The organism is Micromonospora sp. CPCC 205739 (genome assembly GCF_036906795.1).
In the GTDB taxonomy this organism is placed as follows: Bacteria; Actinomycetota; Actinomycetes; order Mycobacteriales; family Micromonosporaceae; genus Micromonospora.
The window spans coordinates 118716-133182 of sequence record NZ_JBAKHS010000013.1 but is presented as its reverse complement, the minus strand read 5'-3'; the positions used below and the strand labels follow the sequence as shown (position 1 = coordinate 133182).

Genomic DNA, 14467 nt, shown 5'->3' with positions numbered 1-14467 from the left:
CCGGGGGCCCCGTCCGCCCGGCCGTCCGGGGTGGCACCGGGCTGCGGCGACGACGTCGGCGGCGCGACGCCGGACCCGGTACCCCGCACGTCGTGCGGACGGGGCTGGCAGGCAGGGTCGGTCGGCGTCTCGGCCCTGCCTCCCCCGTGTCCGGCCGACGGGCGACGGCGCGCCCCGCGACCGGACGTCTTCGGTGGCGGCCCGGCCCGGCCGGTGACGGCCGGGATCCCGCGGGTCGCCGGGACGGTGGTGACGGTCCTCCGGTGCGGCCGGGGAATCCCGGTCCGGCCGCACCGGACGACCGTCGTACGCGTGCGCCGCCGGCCGTGGTGGCCGGGCCGCACGCCCTCCGGTGCCGACACCGTCCCGGCCGCGGGGCGCAACCGCGGCCGGGTCCTCGCCGGTCGGCGCCGGAGGTGGCCTGGATCAGACGGCGAGCGCCGCCAGGGCGGGCTCCACCTCCGTCCATCGGGAGCCCAGCTCCGCCGAGCGGGTCACCGCGTCCAGCACCAGCTGGACCTGCAACGCGTCGGCGAAGGAGGGTGTCGGGTCGGCGCCGGTCGCGACCGCCTCGACGAAGTCACGCATCTGGTGGGTGAAGGAGTGCTCGTAGCCGATGATGTGCCCCGGCGGCCACCAGGCCGACAGGTACGGATGCTCCGCTTCGGTCACCAGGATGCGGCTGAAGCCCTGCTCGGCCGTGGGTCGGGTGGCGTCGTAGAACTCCAGCTCGTTGAGGCGTTCCAGGTCGAAGGCGACGGTCCCGAGGGATCCGTTGATCTCCACCCGGAGGGCGTTCTTGCGACCGGTGGCGAACCGGCTCGCCTCGTACGTGGCCAGCGCCCCGTCGTCCAGGCGGGCGACGAAGACCGCCGCGTCGTCGACGGTCACCGGGCCGGTGGCCGGACCGTGGCCGTCGACCCGGCCGTGGCCGTCGACCGCGCCGTGACCGTCCACCGTGGCCGCCAGGCCGCTTGAGCCGGCCGGCAGCGGCCGTTCCTTGACGAACGTCTCGGTCACCGCGCTGACCCCGGTGATCCGCTGACCCGTGACGTACTGGGTCAGGTCGATGATGTGCGCGCCGATGTCACCGAGCGCGCCGGAGCCCGCCCTGTCCCTCTGCAACCGCCACACCAGCGGAAACTGCGGGTCGACGATCCAGTCCTGGAGGTACGCCGCCCGGACGTGCCGCAGCACCCCGAGCCGGCCCTCGGCGACGAACTGCCGCATCAGGGCGACCGCGGGCACCCGGCGGTAGTTGAACCCGCACATCGAGCGTGCCCCCGCGGCCCGGGCGGTGGCCGCGGCTGCGGTCATCTCCCGGGCCTCGGCCACCGTGTTGGCCAGCGGCTTCTCGCAGATGACGTGCTTGCCGGCGGCCAGCGCGGCGAGCGCGATCTCGGCGTGGCTGTCCCCCGGCGTGCAGATGTCGACCACGTCGATGTCGTCCGAGGCGACCAGGTCCCGCCAGTCGGTGGTGTACGCGTCCCAGCCGAGCCGGTCGGCCGCGCTGGCGACCTTCCCGGCGTCCCGGCCGCAGATCCGCGCCATCCGGACCCGCGCCGGCAGCTCGAACACCCGGTTGACGGTGCGCCACGCCTGCGAGTGCGCCGCGCCCATGAACTCGTAGCCGACCATGCCGACCCGCAGTTCACTGTGCTGTGTGGACAAGGTGGGTCTCCCCCCGTGTGTCAGAACCCGAGCTTGAGGTAGTTGCCCGCGTTCTCCTTGGTGATCGTCTCGGAGGCGAGCACGATCTCCTTGGGCACCTGGAGTTCCACCAGGTCGGACATGCCCTTGCCCTGGCCGATCAGGCGGGCCAGGGAGACGGCCGAGGAGGCCATCGACGGGCTGTAGGTGACGGTGGCCTTGAGCACCGTCTTGTCGGACTGGATGTCCTCCATCGCCTTCTTCGAGCCGGCGCCGCCGACCATGAAGAACTCCTTGCGGTTGGCCTGGTTGACCGCCGCGAGGACGCCGATGCCCTGGTCGTCGTCGTGGTTCCAGAGCGCGTCGATCTTCGGCAGCGCCTGGAGCAGGCCGCTCGCCTCCTGCTGCCCGGAGTCGGCGGTGAACCTCGCCGCCCGCCGGTTGGCCACCTTGAGGCCGTTCGCGGCCAGGGTGTCGGCGAAGCCCTTCGACCGCTCCTGGGTCAGCTCCAGCTCGTCCATGCCGGCGATCTCCCCGATCACCGGGTTGCTGACGCCCTTGGCCTTGAGCTGCGCCACGATGTACGTCGCGGCGGCCACCCCCATGCCGTAGTTGTCGCCCTTGATCTGCAGCCGGTAGGCCCGCGCGTCGGGGAAGGCGCGGTCCAGGTTGACCACCGGGATGCCGGCCTTCATCGCCTCCAGGCCGAAGGCGTTGAGCTCCTTGCCGTCGTGCGGCAGCAGCACGATGACGTCGGGCTTCTGCGAGATGAGCGTGGACAGCGCCGCCCGCTGCGCCGCCGCGTCCGCGCCGGCCTCGACCGACTTGAACTCCACGTCGGAGTACGCCTGGGCCTGGGCCTTGGCGTTGTTGGTGATGGCGGCGATCCAGCCGTGGTCGGCGGCCGGGGCGGAGAAGCCGACGACCACCTTCTTGCCCGGTTCGGCGTTGCCGCCGGCCGCGGCCGCCTTGGTCTGCGCGGCGGTGGGCGTGGACTCGTTGCTGGTGCAACCGGCCAGGAACACGCCGGCGCCGGCGGCGGCCCCGCCGAGCAGCAACCGGCGGCGGGACAGGTCACGACTGTGCTGGGTCATGACGACCTCCAAGAGTGACAGTGGTGTGGCGAAAAAGGGTGTGCGGAGCCCGGCCACCGTTGGAAGGTGGCCGCCGGGGTGCGGTGGGTCGTGGGGAGGGCGGCGCGTCGCCGCGCCGCGGACGGTCAGGAGGTGGTGGCCCGGTTGCGGCCGAGGAACTGGGTGAGGCTGCGGAACTGCACCTGCTGGACCAGGACGGCGCCGACGATGATGCCGCCCTTGACCATGTTCTGGGCCTCGGTGGAGAGGCCGTTGATGGCGAAGAGGTTGGTGATGGTGGAGAAGATCAGCACCCCGAGCAGGGAGCCGACGATGGTGCCCCGGCCGCCGCTGAGCAGCGTGCCGCCGATGATGGCCGCGGCGATCGCGTCCAGCTCGTACAGGTTGGCCATGGCGGCCTGGGCGGAGTTGGCCTGCGCGGTGAGCATCACCGCGGCGATGCCGCAGCAGAGGCCGGAGAGCGCGTAGAGCAGCAGGGTGTGCCGGCGGACGTTGATGCCGGCCAGCCGGGCCGCCTCCGGGTTGCCGCCGACGGCGACCGTGCGCCGGCCGAAGGTGGTGCGGTTGAGCAGCACCCAACCCGCGGCGACCACGGCGGCGAGGATGTAGACCAGCAACGGGATGCCGAGCGGCCGGGTGCTGGCGATGTCGTTGATGAAGGTGTTGTTCGAGACCTGGGTCTGCTTGTCGGAGATCTCCGCGGCCAGGCCCCGGGCGGCCACCATCATGGCCAGCGTGGCGATGAACGGCACCAGCCGCCCGTACGAGATCAGCAGGCCGTTGACCAGCCCGACCGCGACGCCCACGGTGAGCGCGCTGAAGATCATGCCGCCGGCGCCGTAGCTCTGGGTGGCGACCGTGGTGCACCAGACCCCGGCGAGCGCGACGATCGCGCCGACGGAGAGGTCGATGCCGCCACCGATGATCACGAAGGTCATCCCGACGGTCACCACGCCGACCACCGAGGCCAGCTTGAGGATGCTCAGGGTGTTGTCCCACACCCAGTCCGGGTTCGAGTAGAGGTCCGAACGGGTGGCGGCGCCGATCACGACCAGCACCACCAGCACCGCGATCAGGCCGAGGTTGCGCTTCGCCCCCTCGCCGCCGTCGCCGTGCCACCAGGACAGCCGGCCCGGCGCGGCGGCCTGGTGGGTCGCCGCCGCCGTCTCGGCCGGGTCGACCGGCGGGGACTGGGCCGGCAGCTCCGCCCGGCTCTCGGGCGTCGCGGTCTCGCTCATGCCGCCACCTCGCTCCGCTGTGTGCGCTCGTTCATGCCGGCGCGCCTTCCATCAGGGACCCCGCCATGACGAGGTCGAGCACGGTGTTCTCGTCCAGTTCGCCGGCGGGTGCCTCGCGCACCATCCGGCCCTCGCGCATCACCAGCACCCGGTCGGCCAGGCCGAGCACCTCGGGCACCTCGCTGGAGACCAGCAGCACCCCGACGCCCTGCGCGGCCAGGTCGCGGATCACCCGGTAGAGCTCGGCCCGGGCACCGACGTCCACCCCGCGGGTGGGTTCGTCGAGCAGCAGCAGCCGGGTGTCGCCGAGCAGCCAGCGCCCGACCACCACCTTCTGCTGGTTGCCGCCGGAGAGCGTGCGGACCGGGCGGCGCACGTCCCGGGGACGCAGTTGGAGGCTGTCGGCGATCCGCTCCGCCTCGGCCCGCTCCCGTCCCGCGTCGGTGAAACCGAGGCGGGCGTACCGGCTGAAGGTGGCCAGGGTGACGTTGCGGTGGATCGGCTCGCCCAGCAGCAGCGCCTGGCTCTTGCGCTCCTCGGGCGCCATCCCCATGCCGGCCCGGACGGCCGCGCCGACGCTGCCCGGGCGCAGCGCCCGGCCGTCCACCCGGACGGTGCCGGTTTCCGCGCGGCGGGCGCCGAAGATGGTCTCCAGCAGCTCGGAGCGCCCGGAGCCGACCAGGCCGGCGATGCCGACGATCTCGCCGGCCCGCACGCTGAGGGAGACGTCGGCGAACTCCCCGGCGCGGCCGAGCCCGTCGACGCGCAGCAGTTCCGCGCCGGTGTCGGTCCCGGCCGGGCGGTCCGGGAAGACGTACTCGATGGTGCGGCCGGTCATCTTCGAGACCAGGTCGCGGGTCGGGGTCTCGCGCGCCGGCAGGTTCGCCGCCGTGGTCCGGCCGTCCTTGAGTACGGTCACCCGGTCGCCGATCTCGCGGATCTCCTCCATCCGGTGCGAGATGTAGATGACCGCGATGCCCTGCGCGGTGAGTTCCCGGATGATCCGGAACAGGTTGCCGACCTCGTCGTGGGCCAGCACCGCGCTCGGTTCGTCCATGATGATCAGTCGCGCCTCGTGGGAGAGCGCCCGGGCCATGCTGACCACCTGCTTGCCGGCCGCCGGCAGGGCGCGGACCATCCGGCCGGGCGGGATCTCGCCGTGGCCGAGCCGGCCCAGGATCTCCCGGGTACGGCGCGCCATCAGCCCGCGCCGGACGAAGCCGAGCCGGCGCGGCTCGTGCCCGAGGAACGCGTTCTCCGCCACCGAGAGGTCCTCGACCAGGTCGAGTTCCTGGTAGATGGTGGCGATCCCGGCGCGCATGGCGGCCTGCGGGTCCGCGAAGGCGGCGGGCTGGCCGCACCACTCGACGTCCCCGGAGTCCGGCCGGTGCACCCCGGCGAGCACCTTGATCAGGGTGGACTTGCCGGCGCCGTTCTGCCCGAGCAGGCAGTGCACCTCGCCGGCCCGCACCTCCAGCTGCACCCCGTCCAGCGCGCGTACGCCGGGGAAGGTCTTCACCACGTCGGTGAGGCGCAGGACCACCTCGCCCGGGACGGTGTCGGCGGGCGGGGTCACCAGCGGGTCCCGCTCACTGCTCGCGCTCACCGTGCCACCTCAATTCGCGACTGCGGGGCTCGCAAAACCGGCTCACTCCTCGCGCTCACGACGCCACCTCAATTCGCGACTGCGGGGCTCGCAGAACCGGCTCACTCCTCGCGCTCACGATGCCTCCCCGAAGGCGACGTCGCTGGCCAGCACTGCGGCGCCGGCGACGCCGGCGCGCGGACCCAGCTCGGACAGGACGACCGGCAGGTTGCCGGTGGCCAGCGGCAGCGAGCGGCGGTAGACCACGCTGCGGATCTCGGCGAGCAGGATGTGGCCGAGCTGGGCCAGCCCGCCGCCGATCACGATCATCGAGGGGTTGGTGAAGCTGACCAGGCCGGCGAGCACCTGGCCGACCCGCCGGCCGCCGTCGCGGATCAGCTGGATGCAGGCGACGTCCCCCTCGACCGCGCCCTCGGCGACGTCCCGGGCGGTGACCACGCCCCGCGCGGCGAGCCGTTCGGCGAGCGCCGGGGAGGTGCCGGTCCGGGCGGCGGCGATGGCCTCGCGGGCCAGGGCGGCTCCGCTGAAGACCGCCTCCAGGCAGCCGACGTTGCCGCAGGAGCAGACCGCGCCGTGCGCGTCGACCTGGATGTGGCCGATGTCCCCGGCGCAGCCGTCGGTGCCCCGGTAGACCTCGCCGCTGAGGTAGATCCCGCACCCTATTCCGGTGCCGATCTTGACGAACAGGAAGTCGTCGATCGAGTGGGCGACCCCGCCGTGGCGCTCCCCGATGGCCATGATGTTGACGTCGTTGTCGACCACCGCCGGGCAGCCGTGCTCCCGGGTGAGCAGCTCACGCACCGGGAACCGGTCCCAGCCGGGCATGATGGGCGGCGAGACGGGCACCCCGTCGCGGAAGCTCACCGGCCCGGGGACTCCGACGCCGACGCCGTCCAGCTTCTCGTACGCCCCGTCGACCCGGGCCTTGTGCAGCAGCTCGTTGACCCGGTGCAGGATCACCTTCGGGCCGGAGCGGATGTCGGCAGGCTCGGCGTACGCGGCGACCGGCTCCAGCCGGCCGTTGACCACCTCGACGTCGATCGAGCTGGCGCCGAGGTCGACGGCGGCGAAGCGGAGCCGGGGGTCCAGTTCCACCAGGGTCGAGCGGCGCCCGCCCCGGGAGGCGGCCAGTCCCGCCTCGGCCACCAGGCCGAGCCCGACCAGTCGCTCCAGTTCGGCCAGCAGCCGGGGCCGGGGCATCTGGAGGCGGTCACCCAGCTCGGCCCGGGAGGCCGGCCCCGCGTCGCGGAGCAGCCGTAACAGCCGTAGGTGCAGGGGTTCTACCGTCCGCACGGGATCCACCTCCGCGTCGGGGTTCACATCGATGTCACGTCGATGTGTTGTGTCCGACACAGTAGGAGCCTTCCGTGCCCCCTGTCCATAGCTTCAGTCAATCTGCCGCCAACTTTTGTCCGTTAGGACAAAAGCTATGAGTGGATCAAGAAAAGGGGTCGGCCCCGCCGCACCGGAGCGCGACGGGGCCGACCTCGGAATCTCTGCGGGAGCTAGCGCTTCCCGCCGGCGTTGCGCTTCTTCTTGAGCTTGCGGTCGTCGCGCAGCTCGACGTAGGGCTCCTTGTCCGGCGAGTGGCCGGCCGAGATGGCCCGGCCGCGCTCCAGCTCCGCGTCGAACTCGGCGCCGAGCAGGATGGCGATGTTGCTCAGCCAGAGCCAGACCAGGAAGACGATCACACCGGCCAGCGCGCCGTAGGTCTTGTTGTAGGAGGCGAAGTTGCTGACGTACAGCGCGAAGAGGCCGGAGATCACCAGCCAGATCACCACGGCCAGCACCCCGCCCGGGCTCACCCAGCGGAAGCCGCCGTGCCGGGCGTTCGGCGAGGCCCAGTAGAGGATCGCGAACATCAGGCTGACCAGGAGCAGCAGCACCGGCCACTTGGCGATGTTCCACACCGTCACCGCGGTGGAGCCCAGGCCGATCGCGCTCCCGACCTGCTCGGCGAAGCCGCCGGTGAAGACCACGATCACCGCGCAGGCCAGCAGCATCACGCCGACCACGGCGGTCACCGCGAGCCGGATCGGCAGGGTCTTCCAGATCGGCCGACCCTCGGGCACGTCGTAGATGGTGTTCGAGGCGCGCATGAAGGCGGCGATGTAACCGGAGGCGGACCAGAAGGCCGCCAGCAGACCGAAGATCGCGGCGATGCTGGCCAACCCGCCCGAGGCGCCCGCCTGCTCGATGGCGCCCTCGATGATCTTCCGGATGTTCTCCTCCGGCACCGTCTGGTTGACGGTGTCCTTGACCCCCTGGGTGGCGCGGTCGCCGAGCAGGCCGAGCAGGGAGATCAGCACCAGCAGCCCGGGGAAGATGGAGAGCACCCCGTAGTAGGTCAGCGCGGCGGCCCAGTCGGTGAGGCTGTCGTCCTGGAACTCCTTGACGGTGCGCTTCAGGGCCGCCACCCAGCCGGAGCCGGGCAGCTCGGTCGGGCTGTCCGGCCCGTCGTCGGGGCCGACCGGCCAGCTGCCCCGCGCGTCGCGGTCGCCCCGGTCGTGCGTACGAGCCTGGGTGGCGGACGCGCCGCCCTGCTCGTCGCGGTCGCGCCCGGCCCGGGCGGACGTGTCGTCGGAGGCCATTCGCCCCTCCTCGTGGTCAACGGGTTGTCCCCCTCGACATGCCCCGGGGAAGGTGCCCGTTAACCCCTCACTTGTACAACAGGCCCACCATCCGGCGGGACGCCACGGCCAGCCCGAGCCCGGTCAGCGCCAGCAGGTAGAGCACGTCCAGCAGCCACAGCCCACCGGACCCGCCGACGCAGATGTCGCGGACCAGGTGCACCGAGCGGTAGAGCGGGGTCACCTCCACCGCCCAGCGCAGTAGCGCCGGATAGTCCTCGGCCGGCACGAAGGTGCCCGAGAAGAGGAAGAGGGCGAACTGCGCCGAGCCCATCAGGTCGAAGTCCTGCCAGCTGCGCATGAAGGTGGCCAGCGCCATGCCGATCGCGCCGAAGGTGAAGCCGACCAGCACCGCCGCCGGGAACGCCAGCACCGCCCGGCCGATGGTGGTCAGGTCCATCGCCACCATCACCGCCAGGAAGGCCGCCGAGTAGGCCGAGCCGCGCACCATCGCCCACCCCAGCTCCCCCAGCGCGATCTCGAAGGGCCGGACCGGGGTGGCGATGATCCCGTCGTAGAGCTTGAGGTACTTCATCTTGCCGAAGAAGTTGAAGGTCGTCTCGGCGAGCGCCCCGGTCATCGCCGAGGAGGCGAGCATGGCCGGGCCGACGAACGCGGCGTACTGCACCACCCGGCCGTCGGGCAGCGTGAACCCGTCGATCAGCTGGCCCACCCCGACGCCGATCGAGAAGAGGTAGAGCACCGGCTCGACGAACCCGGAGAGCAGCAGCAGCCAGTAGACCGACTTGAGCGCCGCCACGTTGCGCTCGATGACCGAGGCCGACCGGCGGGACGTGCCGGAGACGTCGAGCAGCCGGGGCAGGACCAGAGTGACCACCGGATCCTCCTAGACCACGAGCCGGCGACGGAAGAGCCGGGCGGCCAGCAGCCAGCCGCCCACCGCCCAGGCCGCGAGGTAGAGCAGGTGGCCGGGCACCGACCACTGTGGAGCCACGCCGAGGGTGGCCGCCCGGCACAGGTCGACGGCGTGCCAGAGCGGCGTCCCGTACGCCAGCCAGCGCAGCACGCCGGGCAGCGATTCGACCGGGAAGAAGACCCCGGCGAAGAGCGTCATCGGGATGACCGCGAAGCGGAACAGCATGGCCAGCCAGCTGTCGCTGTCCACCGCCGCCGCGTACGCGAAGGTCGGCGCGGCGACCGCCAGGCAGAGCAGCGCCACCACCGGCAGGGCGGCCACCGCCCAGCCCGAGTGCAGCGCCCCGAACAGCGCCGTCACCAGCAGGAACGCGACGCTGGCGGTGAGCGCCCGGAACAGCACGAAGGCCAGGTGACCGGCGAGGATGTCGACGATCCGCAGCGGCGCCGCGCTCTGCGCCGAGTAGGTCTTGATCCATTGGAAGTTGCTGAACACCGGCCAGGTCGACTCGCCGATCGCCACCTGGAGCGCGGTCGAGGCCAGCAGCCCGGGCACGATCCAGTCGAGGTAGCGCACCCCGTCGACGCCCTGGTCGACGTAGGCCCCCACGCCGAGGCCGAAGCCGACCACGGTCAGCGTCGGCAGCAGGAAGGACGAGAAGACCCCGGCCCGCCAGGTGCGGCGGTAGCCGGTCAGGTAGTGCGCCAGCACCGCCCGCGCCGGCACCCTCGGCAACGCCGGCCGCGGCCGCTCCCGCGCCGGTTGCGCCACGCTCACCCGATCACCCCCGTCGCCGCGTTCACCACGGCCTTCCTACCCCGGGGGTACGACAGGCCGTGGCCACCCTACGACCGGCGCCCGCCCGTGTCGTGGCAGTTTCGCGCCGACGCCGTGGTGGGCGAGCTACCGCCGGGCGACGCCTGAGACGAACGCCCGCCACGCGGCGGGATCGAAGCTCAGCGCCGGACCGCCCGGGTCCTTGGAATCGCGTACGGCCACTACACCCGGCAGATTGTCGGCCACCTCGACGCAGGCTCCGCCTTGCCCGTTGCTTCGGCTGCTCTTGCGCCACCGGGCGCCGGTCAAGTCCATGTCTCCGCCACTTCCGCTATCAGTTCCAGGGACTGCTGCTGCGATAGTGCCTCACCACGGATCGACTCCCAAACGTCGACCATCTGCCGCACATACTCGGCTCGGTCGATCACCTGTCCGTGGAGTTGTCCCTCCAGGTAGACGACATCCTCGCCCGGTGGCGAGGTGGCAATCACGAAGGGTCCGTTGACCCCACAATAGGCACCGGCGGAGAGCGGCACGACCTGGATTCGGACCCGCGGCAGGGCCGAGCCGAGTTTCACCAGGTGCCGCAACTGCTCGCGCATCACCTCCGGCCCGCCGACACGGCGGCGCAGGACGTACTCGTCGACGACGGCGGTGAGCAGCGGCGGCCGATCGGGGGTGAGCACGGCCTGACGGTCCAGGCGGGCCACCACCTGCTGCTCGATCTCGTCTGGCGCGAACAGGCCGGCACCGGTCAGCAGCGCGCGGGCGTACCCCTCGGTCTGCAACAGGCCCGGCACGCACAGCGGTTCAAACCAGCGCAGCGCCGTCGCCTCCGCCTCGATCCCGGTCCAGTCGCGGACCCACGGCACCACGGTCTCGCGGCTGATCCGTCGCTGGATGCGCTCGAACCGCCCGTCCGCCCCGAACACCGCGTCGCACCGGCGGGCGAAGTCGAGGCTCGGGCGGCGCTCGCAGGTCTCCACCTTGGCGACCAGGGCGCCCGAATAGCTCAGCGCCTCGGCCAGCGCGGTCTGGGACATGCCACTGGTGGCCCGGGCCAGCCGTAACTCCTCCGCGAAGTGGTCCAGCATGGACGAGCGTTCCACGGACAGCCTCCGTACATCCTCGTACCGCCTGGGACCGGCCGCCATACGCCCTGGTCGTCGGCGCGCGGGATCTCCCACCGTAGTCGGCTCCTCACCAGACTGTCACGCAGCGGAACCGCTCACGGGATCGGACGGCGGGCGGAACCAGGCCGGGGGCGCCCGGCGACAACGAGGTCCAGGGCGCCCCCTTCCCACCTCGACGGAGGCTCACCCATGCGACTCAGGTTCTGGCGATGCCGCCGCCCGACGCCACCCGCCGCGCTCCCCCGGCGTACGCCCAACACACGCCCGGCGTGGGCGACCGCGCCGACGGAGGTCTTCCCGGCCAACGGCCCGGGGCGCCCGGGGCGGCTGACCCCCGCGCAGGAATGGTGGGCGAACGGTGGCCACTGGCCACCGTCGCCGCGCAAGGCTGAGGAGGGCACCCGCTGATGCCGCGCTACCGCCCGCACGTCGCGGCGCGCCCGTCCTGGCGCTGCCGGGTCTGCGGCGCCGCGTGGCCCTGCTCCCCGGCCCGGCTGGCGCTGCTCGGCGAGTACCGCGAGAACCCGGCGAATCTGCTGATCTACCTCGGCACGCTGATGCACGAGGCCATGACCGACCTCGCCGTGCTGCACGGGCAGGACGCGCCGGAGGGGATGGCCGAACGCTTCCTGAGCTGGGCAAGGGCGCGTTGACCAGCGGGACCGATCGACTCGGCTCCCGTGGCACCGCATTGCCGGCCGCGGGCAGCTCCGCGCCCGGCTGGTGTGCTGTTCGCCGGCTGCTGCCGAGTTGGCTGGCGGTGTAGACCATTTCGAGGGTGCCGAGCGTGTGAGAGACATGACCAAGGAAGTTGCCGATCAGGCGTCGAGCAACACCAGCTATGCGAGCTTCGTCGCGGAAGCGTGGCCCCGTCACCTGCCGTTCGCCACGCTGCTCATCGGTGACCGGCAACGGGCCGAGGATCTGCTGCAGGAATGTCTGGTCAAGCTGTATGTCCGCTGGCGGAAGGTCGGTCACGGCGACCCGCACGCGTATCTGCGCCGGATGTTGATCAACGGGAACATCAGCTGGTGGCGGCGTTTCCGCCGGGAAACGCTGACGGCGGAACTGCCCGACCGGGTCGACCCGCACGGGGGGTTGGACGGGGCGCGCCAGGACCTACGCGATGCCCTGATGACGCTGTCGCGTCAACAGCGGGCAGTGATCGTGCTGCGGTACTACGTCGACCTGACCGAGCGGCAGGTGGCCGCCGAGCTGGGTTGTTCGGTCAGCGCGGTCAAGTCGCAGCACAGCCGCGCCATGACGAAGCTGCGTGACCTCATGCCCCATCCCCGCGCAACCACCCTGGAGGCAGTGAAGTGAACATCGACGAGAGGGACCTCTCCATGGCGCTGCGGGATCTGGCCGACGCACAGCCGCCGAACGAGCCGCCGACCGCCGACCTGATCACTCGGGGCCGGCGGGCGCGACGGAGCCGGACGGCGGCTACCACCGGCGGTGCGCTCGCGCTCCTCGGCATCGTGGCCGTAGCCGCGGTGGGCGTGGTCGACCCGGGCGGCGATCCGGCCGGTACCGCTGCTCAGCCGGGCCCCACCGCCGCCGCCGTGACCCCGGAACTTCGGCTGGCCGCGGCGGCACAAGCAACCGCCAAGAGCAGCTTCCGGTTCCGCGTCTCCACCAGCCGCAACTGGGTCGACGTCGGCAAGCCGGGCTCCGGCAAGGAGTTTTTCGAAGGGGAATTCGATCCGAACGGGCCCACCGGGCGGGTGACCAAAACGTCCAAGGGGCCGGTCGGGCCCGATTGGGAGGAGCGGATCATCGAGGGCGAGCGATACTTTCCGAAAGGCGGCAAGTGGCGCAACTACGGTAAGGAAGCCAGCTTCCGCATCCTCAACCACATCTACGTTCCCTTCGCCGACCCGGCCACCACGGTCAATCCGGCGTCTCAGCTCGAGGCCCTGAGAAGCGTTGGCACGGTCACCGCGCTCGGCACGGCTGGTAGCGGCGAATCGGCCGTCGAACGCTACGCGTTCAGCTACGTCAGCACGCCCAGCGACGCCGACCGGCCGAAGAAGATTCCGGGCAAGGGGATCATCGAGATCGGCGTGAAGTCGCAGAAGGTCAGCAAGATCTCCTTCAGCACGACCATCGAGTACCCGAACCATCACGGGGGTGACCAGCCGAGCTACCACGAGGAGATGGAGGTGACCTGGCTGTACTCGGACTACGGGCTCGACGTCGACGTCCCGGTCCCTCCCGTCGCCGCCCGCTGACCGAGTCGACAGGTCAGATCGGGCCCGGGTGTCCGGCCGGCCCCGCGGCAACCCCCGTCGGCAGGACGGGGGTCGCCGCGATCCTCGCTTCGCGCGGGGCCCGCTGATCAGTCGACCAGGGTGCGCCCGGTCAGGTGCAGGAAGACATCCTCCAGGCTGCTGCGCCGGACCAGCACGTTGGCCGGGGTGAGCCCGAGCGCGTTGACCTCGGCCACCGCCGCGTCGCCGTCGGTCACGTAGAGCAGGATCCGGTCGGGCAGCACCTCCACCCGCTCCCCCAGCCCGTCGAGCTTGCCGGCGAACGCCTCCTGCGACTCGGCCGCGAAGCGCAGCTCGACCACCTCGCGGGTGGAGTGCCGCTCGATCAGCGCGCGCGGCGAGCCCTCGGCGACGATCCGCCCGCCGTCCATCACCACCAGGCGGTCGCAGAGCTGCTCGGCCTCGTCCATGTAGTGGGTGGTGAGCACCAGCGTGACGCCCTGCCGCTTGAGCCGGAACAGCCGCTCCCAGACCAGGTGCCGGGCCTGCGGGTCGAGCCCGGTGGTCGGCTCGTCGAGCAGCACGATCTCCGGCTCGTTGACCAGCGCGCGGGCGATGGTCAGCCGGCGCTTCATGCCGCCGGAGAGCGGCTCGACCTTGCTGTCGGCCCGCTCGGTGAGCTGCACGAAGTCGAGCAGTTCGGCGGCGCGCGCCCGGGCCACCGCGCGGGACACGCCGAAGTAGCGGGCGTAGGTGGTCAGATTCTCCCGGACGGTCAGCTCGGGATCGAGATTGTCCAGCTGGGGGCAGACCCCGAGGCGCGCCCGGATGGCCGGGCCGTCGCGTACCGGGTCCATGCCGAGGATGCGCAGCTCGCCCCCGCTGGGCGGAGAGATGCAGCCGATCATGCGCATGGTGGAGGACTTGCCGGCGCCGTTGGGCCCGAGGAACCCGAACGCCTCGCCGGGGCGTACCTCGACGTCGATGCCGTCGACGGCCGTGAAGTCGCCGAACCGCTTCACCAGCCCCCGGGCCTGGATGAGTGGTTGAGCACTGGTCACCCGGCCGACCCTACCGGCGACGTCCGACACCTTTCGACGGGTTTCCGCCCCCGCCACAGCCGGCGCGGATCCGGCTACGTAAAGTAGTTCACACTACCCTGTGTAATCGGGCGATGCGTTCTGGCGTACCGGACCGCCGCGCCGTCGACTCGGCAACCATACGGGCGATGTGGGGCCATATTGGACAG

Annotated in this window: 14 protein-coding genes; 3 read left to right on the top strand and 11 right to left on the bottom strand. The window is 71.7% G+C overall.

Annotated features, from left to right (window positions below; translation table 11 throughout):
- Window positions 1-426 precede the first annotated feature (426 nt).
- The 10 genes from V6U88_RS20345 to V6U88_RS20300 form a co-directional block, all read right to left on the bottom strand.
- Window positions 427-1638, bottom strand: a complete 1212-nt coding sequence (locus V6U88_RS20345) for a Gfo/Idh/MocA family protein (protein ID WP_442934663.1) — start codon at window positions 1636-1638, stop codon at window positions 427-429.
- Between the two features lie 53 nt (window positions 1639-1691).
- On the bottom strand, window positions 1692-2744 hold the full coding sequence (locus tag V6U88_RS20340; RefSeq protein WP_334455191.1) for a substrate-binding domain-containing protein: 1053 nt from the start codon (window positions 2742-2744) through the stop codon (window positions 1692-1694).
- 125 nt (window positions 2745-2869) lie between these two features.
- On the bottom strand, window positions 2870-3982 hold the full coding sequence (locus tag V6U88_RS20335) for an ABC transporter permease (protein ID WP_334455190.1): 1113 nt from the start codon (window positions 3980-3982) through the stop codon (window positions 2870-2872).
- Between the two features lie 31 nt (window positions 3983-4013).
- A complete protein-coding gene (locus V6U88_RS20330; protein ID WP_334455222.1) occupies window positions 4014-5525 on the bottom strand; it encodes a sugar ABC transporter ATP-binding protein in 1512 nt (503 codons plus the stop codon).
- Between the two features lie 177 nt (window positions 5526-5702).
- The gene (locus V6U88_RS20325) at window positions 5703-6881 is read right to left on the bottom strand and encodes an ROK family protein (protein ID WP_334455189.1); all 1179 of its coding nucleotides are present in this window, start codon (window positions 6879-6881) and stop codon (window positions 5703-5705) included.
- 212 nt (window positions 6882-7093) lie between these two features.
- Window positions 7094-8179 (bottom strand): YihY/virulence factor BrkB family protein, encoded by a 1086-nt coding sequence (locus V6U88_RS20320; protein WP_334455188.1) that lies wholly within the window; start codon window positions 8177-8179, stop codon window positions 7094-7096.
- Between the two features lie 67 nt (window positions 8180-8246).
- The gene (locus tag V6U88_RS20315; RefSeq protein WP_334455187.1) at window positions 8247-9056 is read right to left on the bottom strand and encodes an ABC transporter permease; all 810 of its coding nucleotides are present in this window, start codon (window positions 9054-9056) and stop codon (window positions 8247-8249) included.
- 9 nt (window positions 9057-9065) lie between these two features.
- Window positions 9066-9866 carry an ABC transporter permease gene (locus V6U88_RS20310; protein ID WP_334455221.1) on the bottom strand — a complete coding sequence of 267 codons (801 nt, stop codon included), beginning with the start codon at window positions 9864-9866 and terminating at the stop codon, window positions 9066-9068.
- A gap of 132 nt (window positions 9867-9998) precedes the next feature.
- A complete protein-coding gene (locus tag V6U88_RS20305) occupies window positions 9999-10187 on the bottom strand; it encodes a DUF397 domain-containing protein (protein WP_334455186.1) in 189 nt (62 codons plus the stop codon).
- Window positions 10178-10966 carry a helix-turn-helix domain-containing protein gene (locus V6U88_RS20300; protein WP_334455185.1) on the bottom strand — a complete coding sequence of 263 codons (789 nt, stop codon included), beginning with the start codon at window positions 10964-10966 and terminating at the stop codon, window positions 10178-10180. Before V6U88_RS20300 ends, V6U88_RS20305 begins: the two co-directional genes overlap by 10 nt.
- Before the next feature lie 446 nt (window positions 10967-11412).
- On the opposite strand from V6U88_RS20300, the gene V6U88_RS20295 reads away from it, so the two are divergent.
- The 3 genes from V6U88_RS20295 (at window position 11413) to V6U88_RS20285 (ending at window position 13239) form a co-directional block, all read left to right on the top strand.
- Entirely contained in the window at window positions 11413-11658 is a 246-nt protein-coding gene (locus tag V6U88_RS20295) for a flavin reductase (RefSeq protein ID WP_334455184.1), read from the top strand.
- A 145-nt stretch (window positions 11659-11803) separates the two neighbouring features.
- Complete coding sequence (locus V6U88_RS20290) at window positions 11804-12328, top strand: SigE family RNA polymerase sigma factor (RefSeq protein ID WP_334455183.1); 525 nt, start codon at window positions 11804-11806, stop codon at window positions 12326-12328.
- Window positions 12325-13239 carry a hypothetical protein gene (locus tag V6U88_RS20285; RefSeq protein WP_334455182.1) on the top strand — a complete coding sequence of 305 codons (915 nt, stop codon included), beginning with the start codon at window positions 12325-12327 and terminating at the stop codon, window positions 13237-13239. The genes V6U88_RS20290 and V6U88_RS20285 overlap by 4 nt, the downstream gene beginning before the upstream one ends.
- Before the next feature lie 107 nt (window positions 13240-13346).
- On the opposite strand, the gene V6U88_RS20280 is transcribed toward V6U88_RS20285, so the two are convergent.
- Window positions 13347-14279, bottom strand: coding sequence for an ABC transporter ATP-binding protein (locus V6U88_RS20280; RefSeq protein ID WP_334455181.1), 933 nt, complete (start codon window positions 14277-14279; stop codon window positions 13347-13349).
- Window positions 14280-14467 lie beyond the last annotated feature (188 nt).

Excerpts from the sequence above, each read along its gene's own strand:
- V6U88_RS20345 (WP_442934663.1), bottom strand. The coding sequence starts at position 1,638 with ATGGTCGGCTACGAGTTCATGGGCGCGGCGCACTCGCAGGCGTGGCGC.
- V6U88_RS20335 (WP_334455190.1), bottom strand. The coding sequence starts at position 3,982 with ATGAGCGAGACCGCGACGCCCGAGAGCCGGGCGGAGCTGCCGGCCCAG.
- V6U88_RS20320 (WP_334455188.1), bottom strand. The coding sequence starts at position 8,179 with ATGGCCTCCGACGACACGTCCGCCCGGGCCGGGCGCGACCGCGACGAG.
- V6U88_RS20295 (WP_334455184.1), top strand. The coding sequence starts at position 11,413 with ATGCCGCGCTACCGCCCGCACGTCGCGGCGCGCCCGTCCTGGCGCTGC.
- V6U88_RS20305 (WP_334455186.1), bottom strand. The coding sequence starts at position 10,187 with ATGGACTTGACCGGCGCCCGGTGGCGCAAGAGCAGCCGAAGCAACGGG.
- V6U88_RS20290 (WP_334455183.1), top strand. The coding sequence starts at position 11,804 with ATGACCAAGGAAGTTGCCGATCAGGCGTCGAGCAACACCAGCTATGCG.
- V6U88_RS20340 (WP_334455191.1), bottom strand. The coding sequence starts at position 2,744 with ATGACCCAGCACAGTCGTGACCTGTCCCGCCGCCGGTTGCTGCTCGGC.
- V6U88_RS20300 (WP_334455185.1), bottom strand. The coding sequence starts at position 10,966 with ATGCTGGACCACTTCGCGGAGGAGTTACGGCTGGCCCGGGCCACCAGT.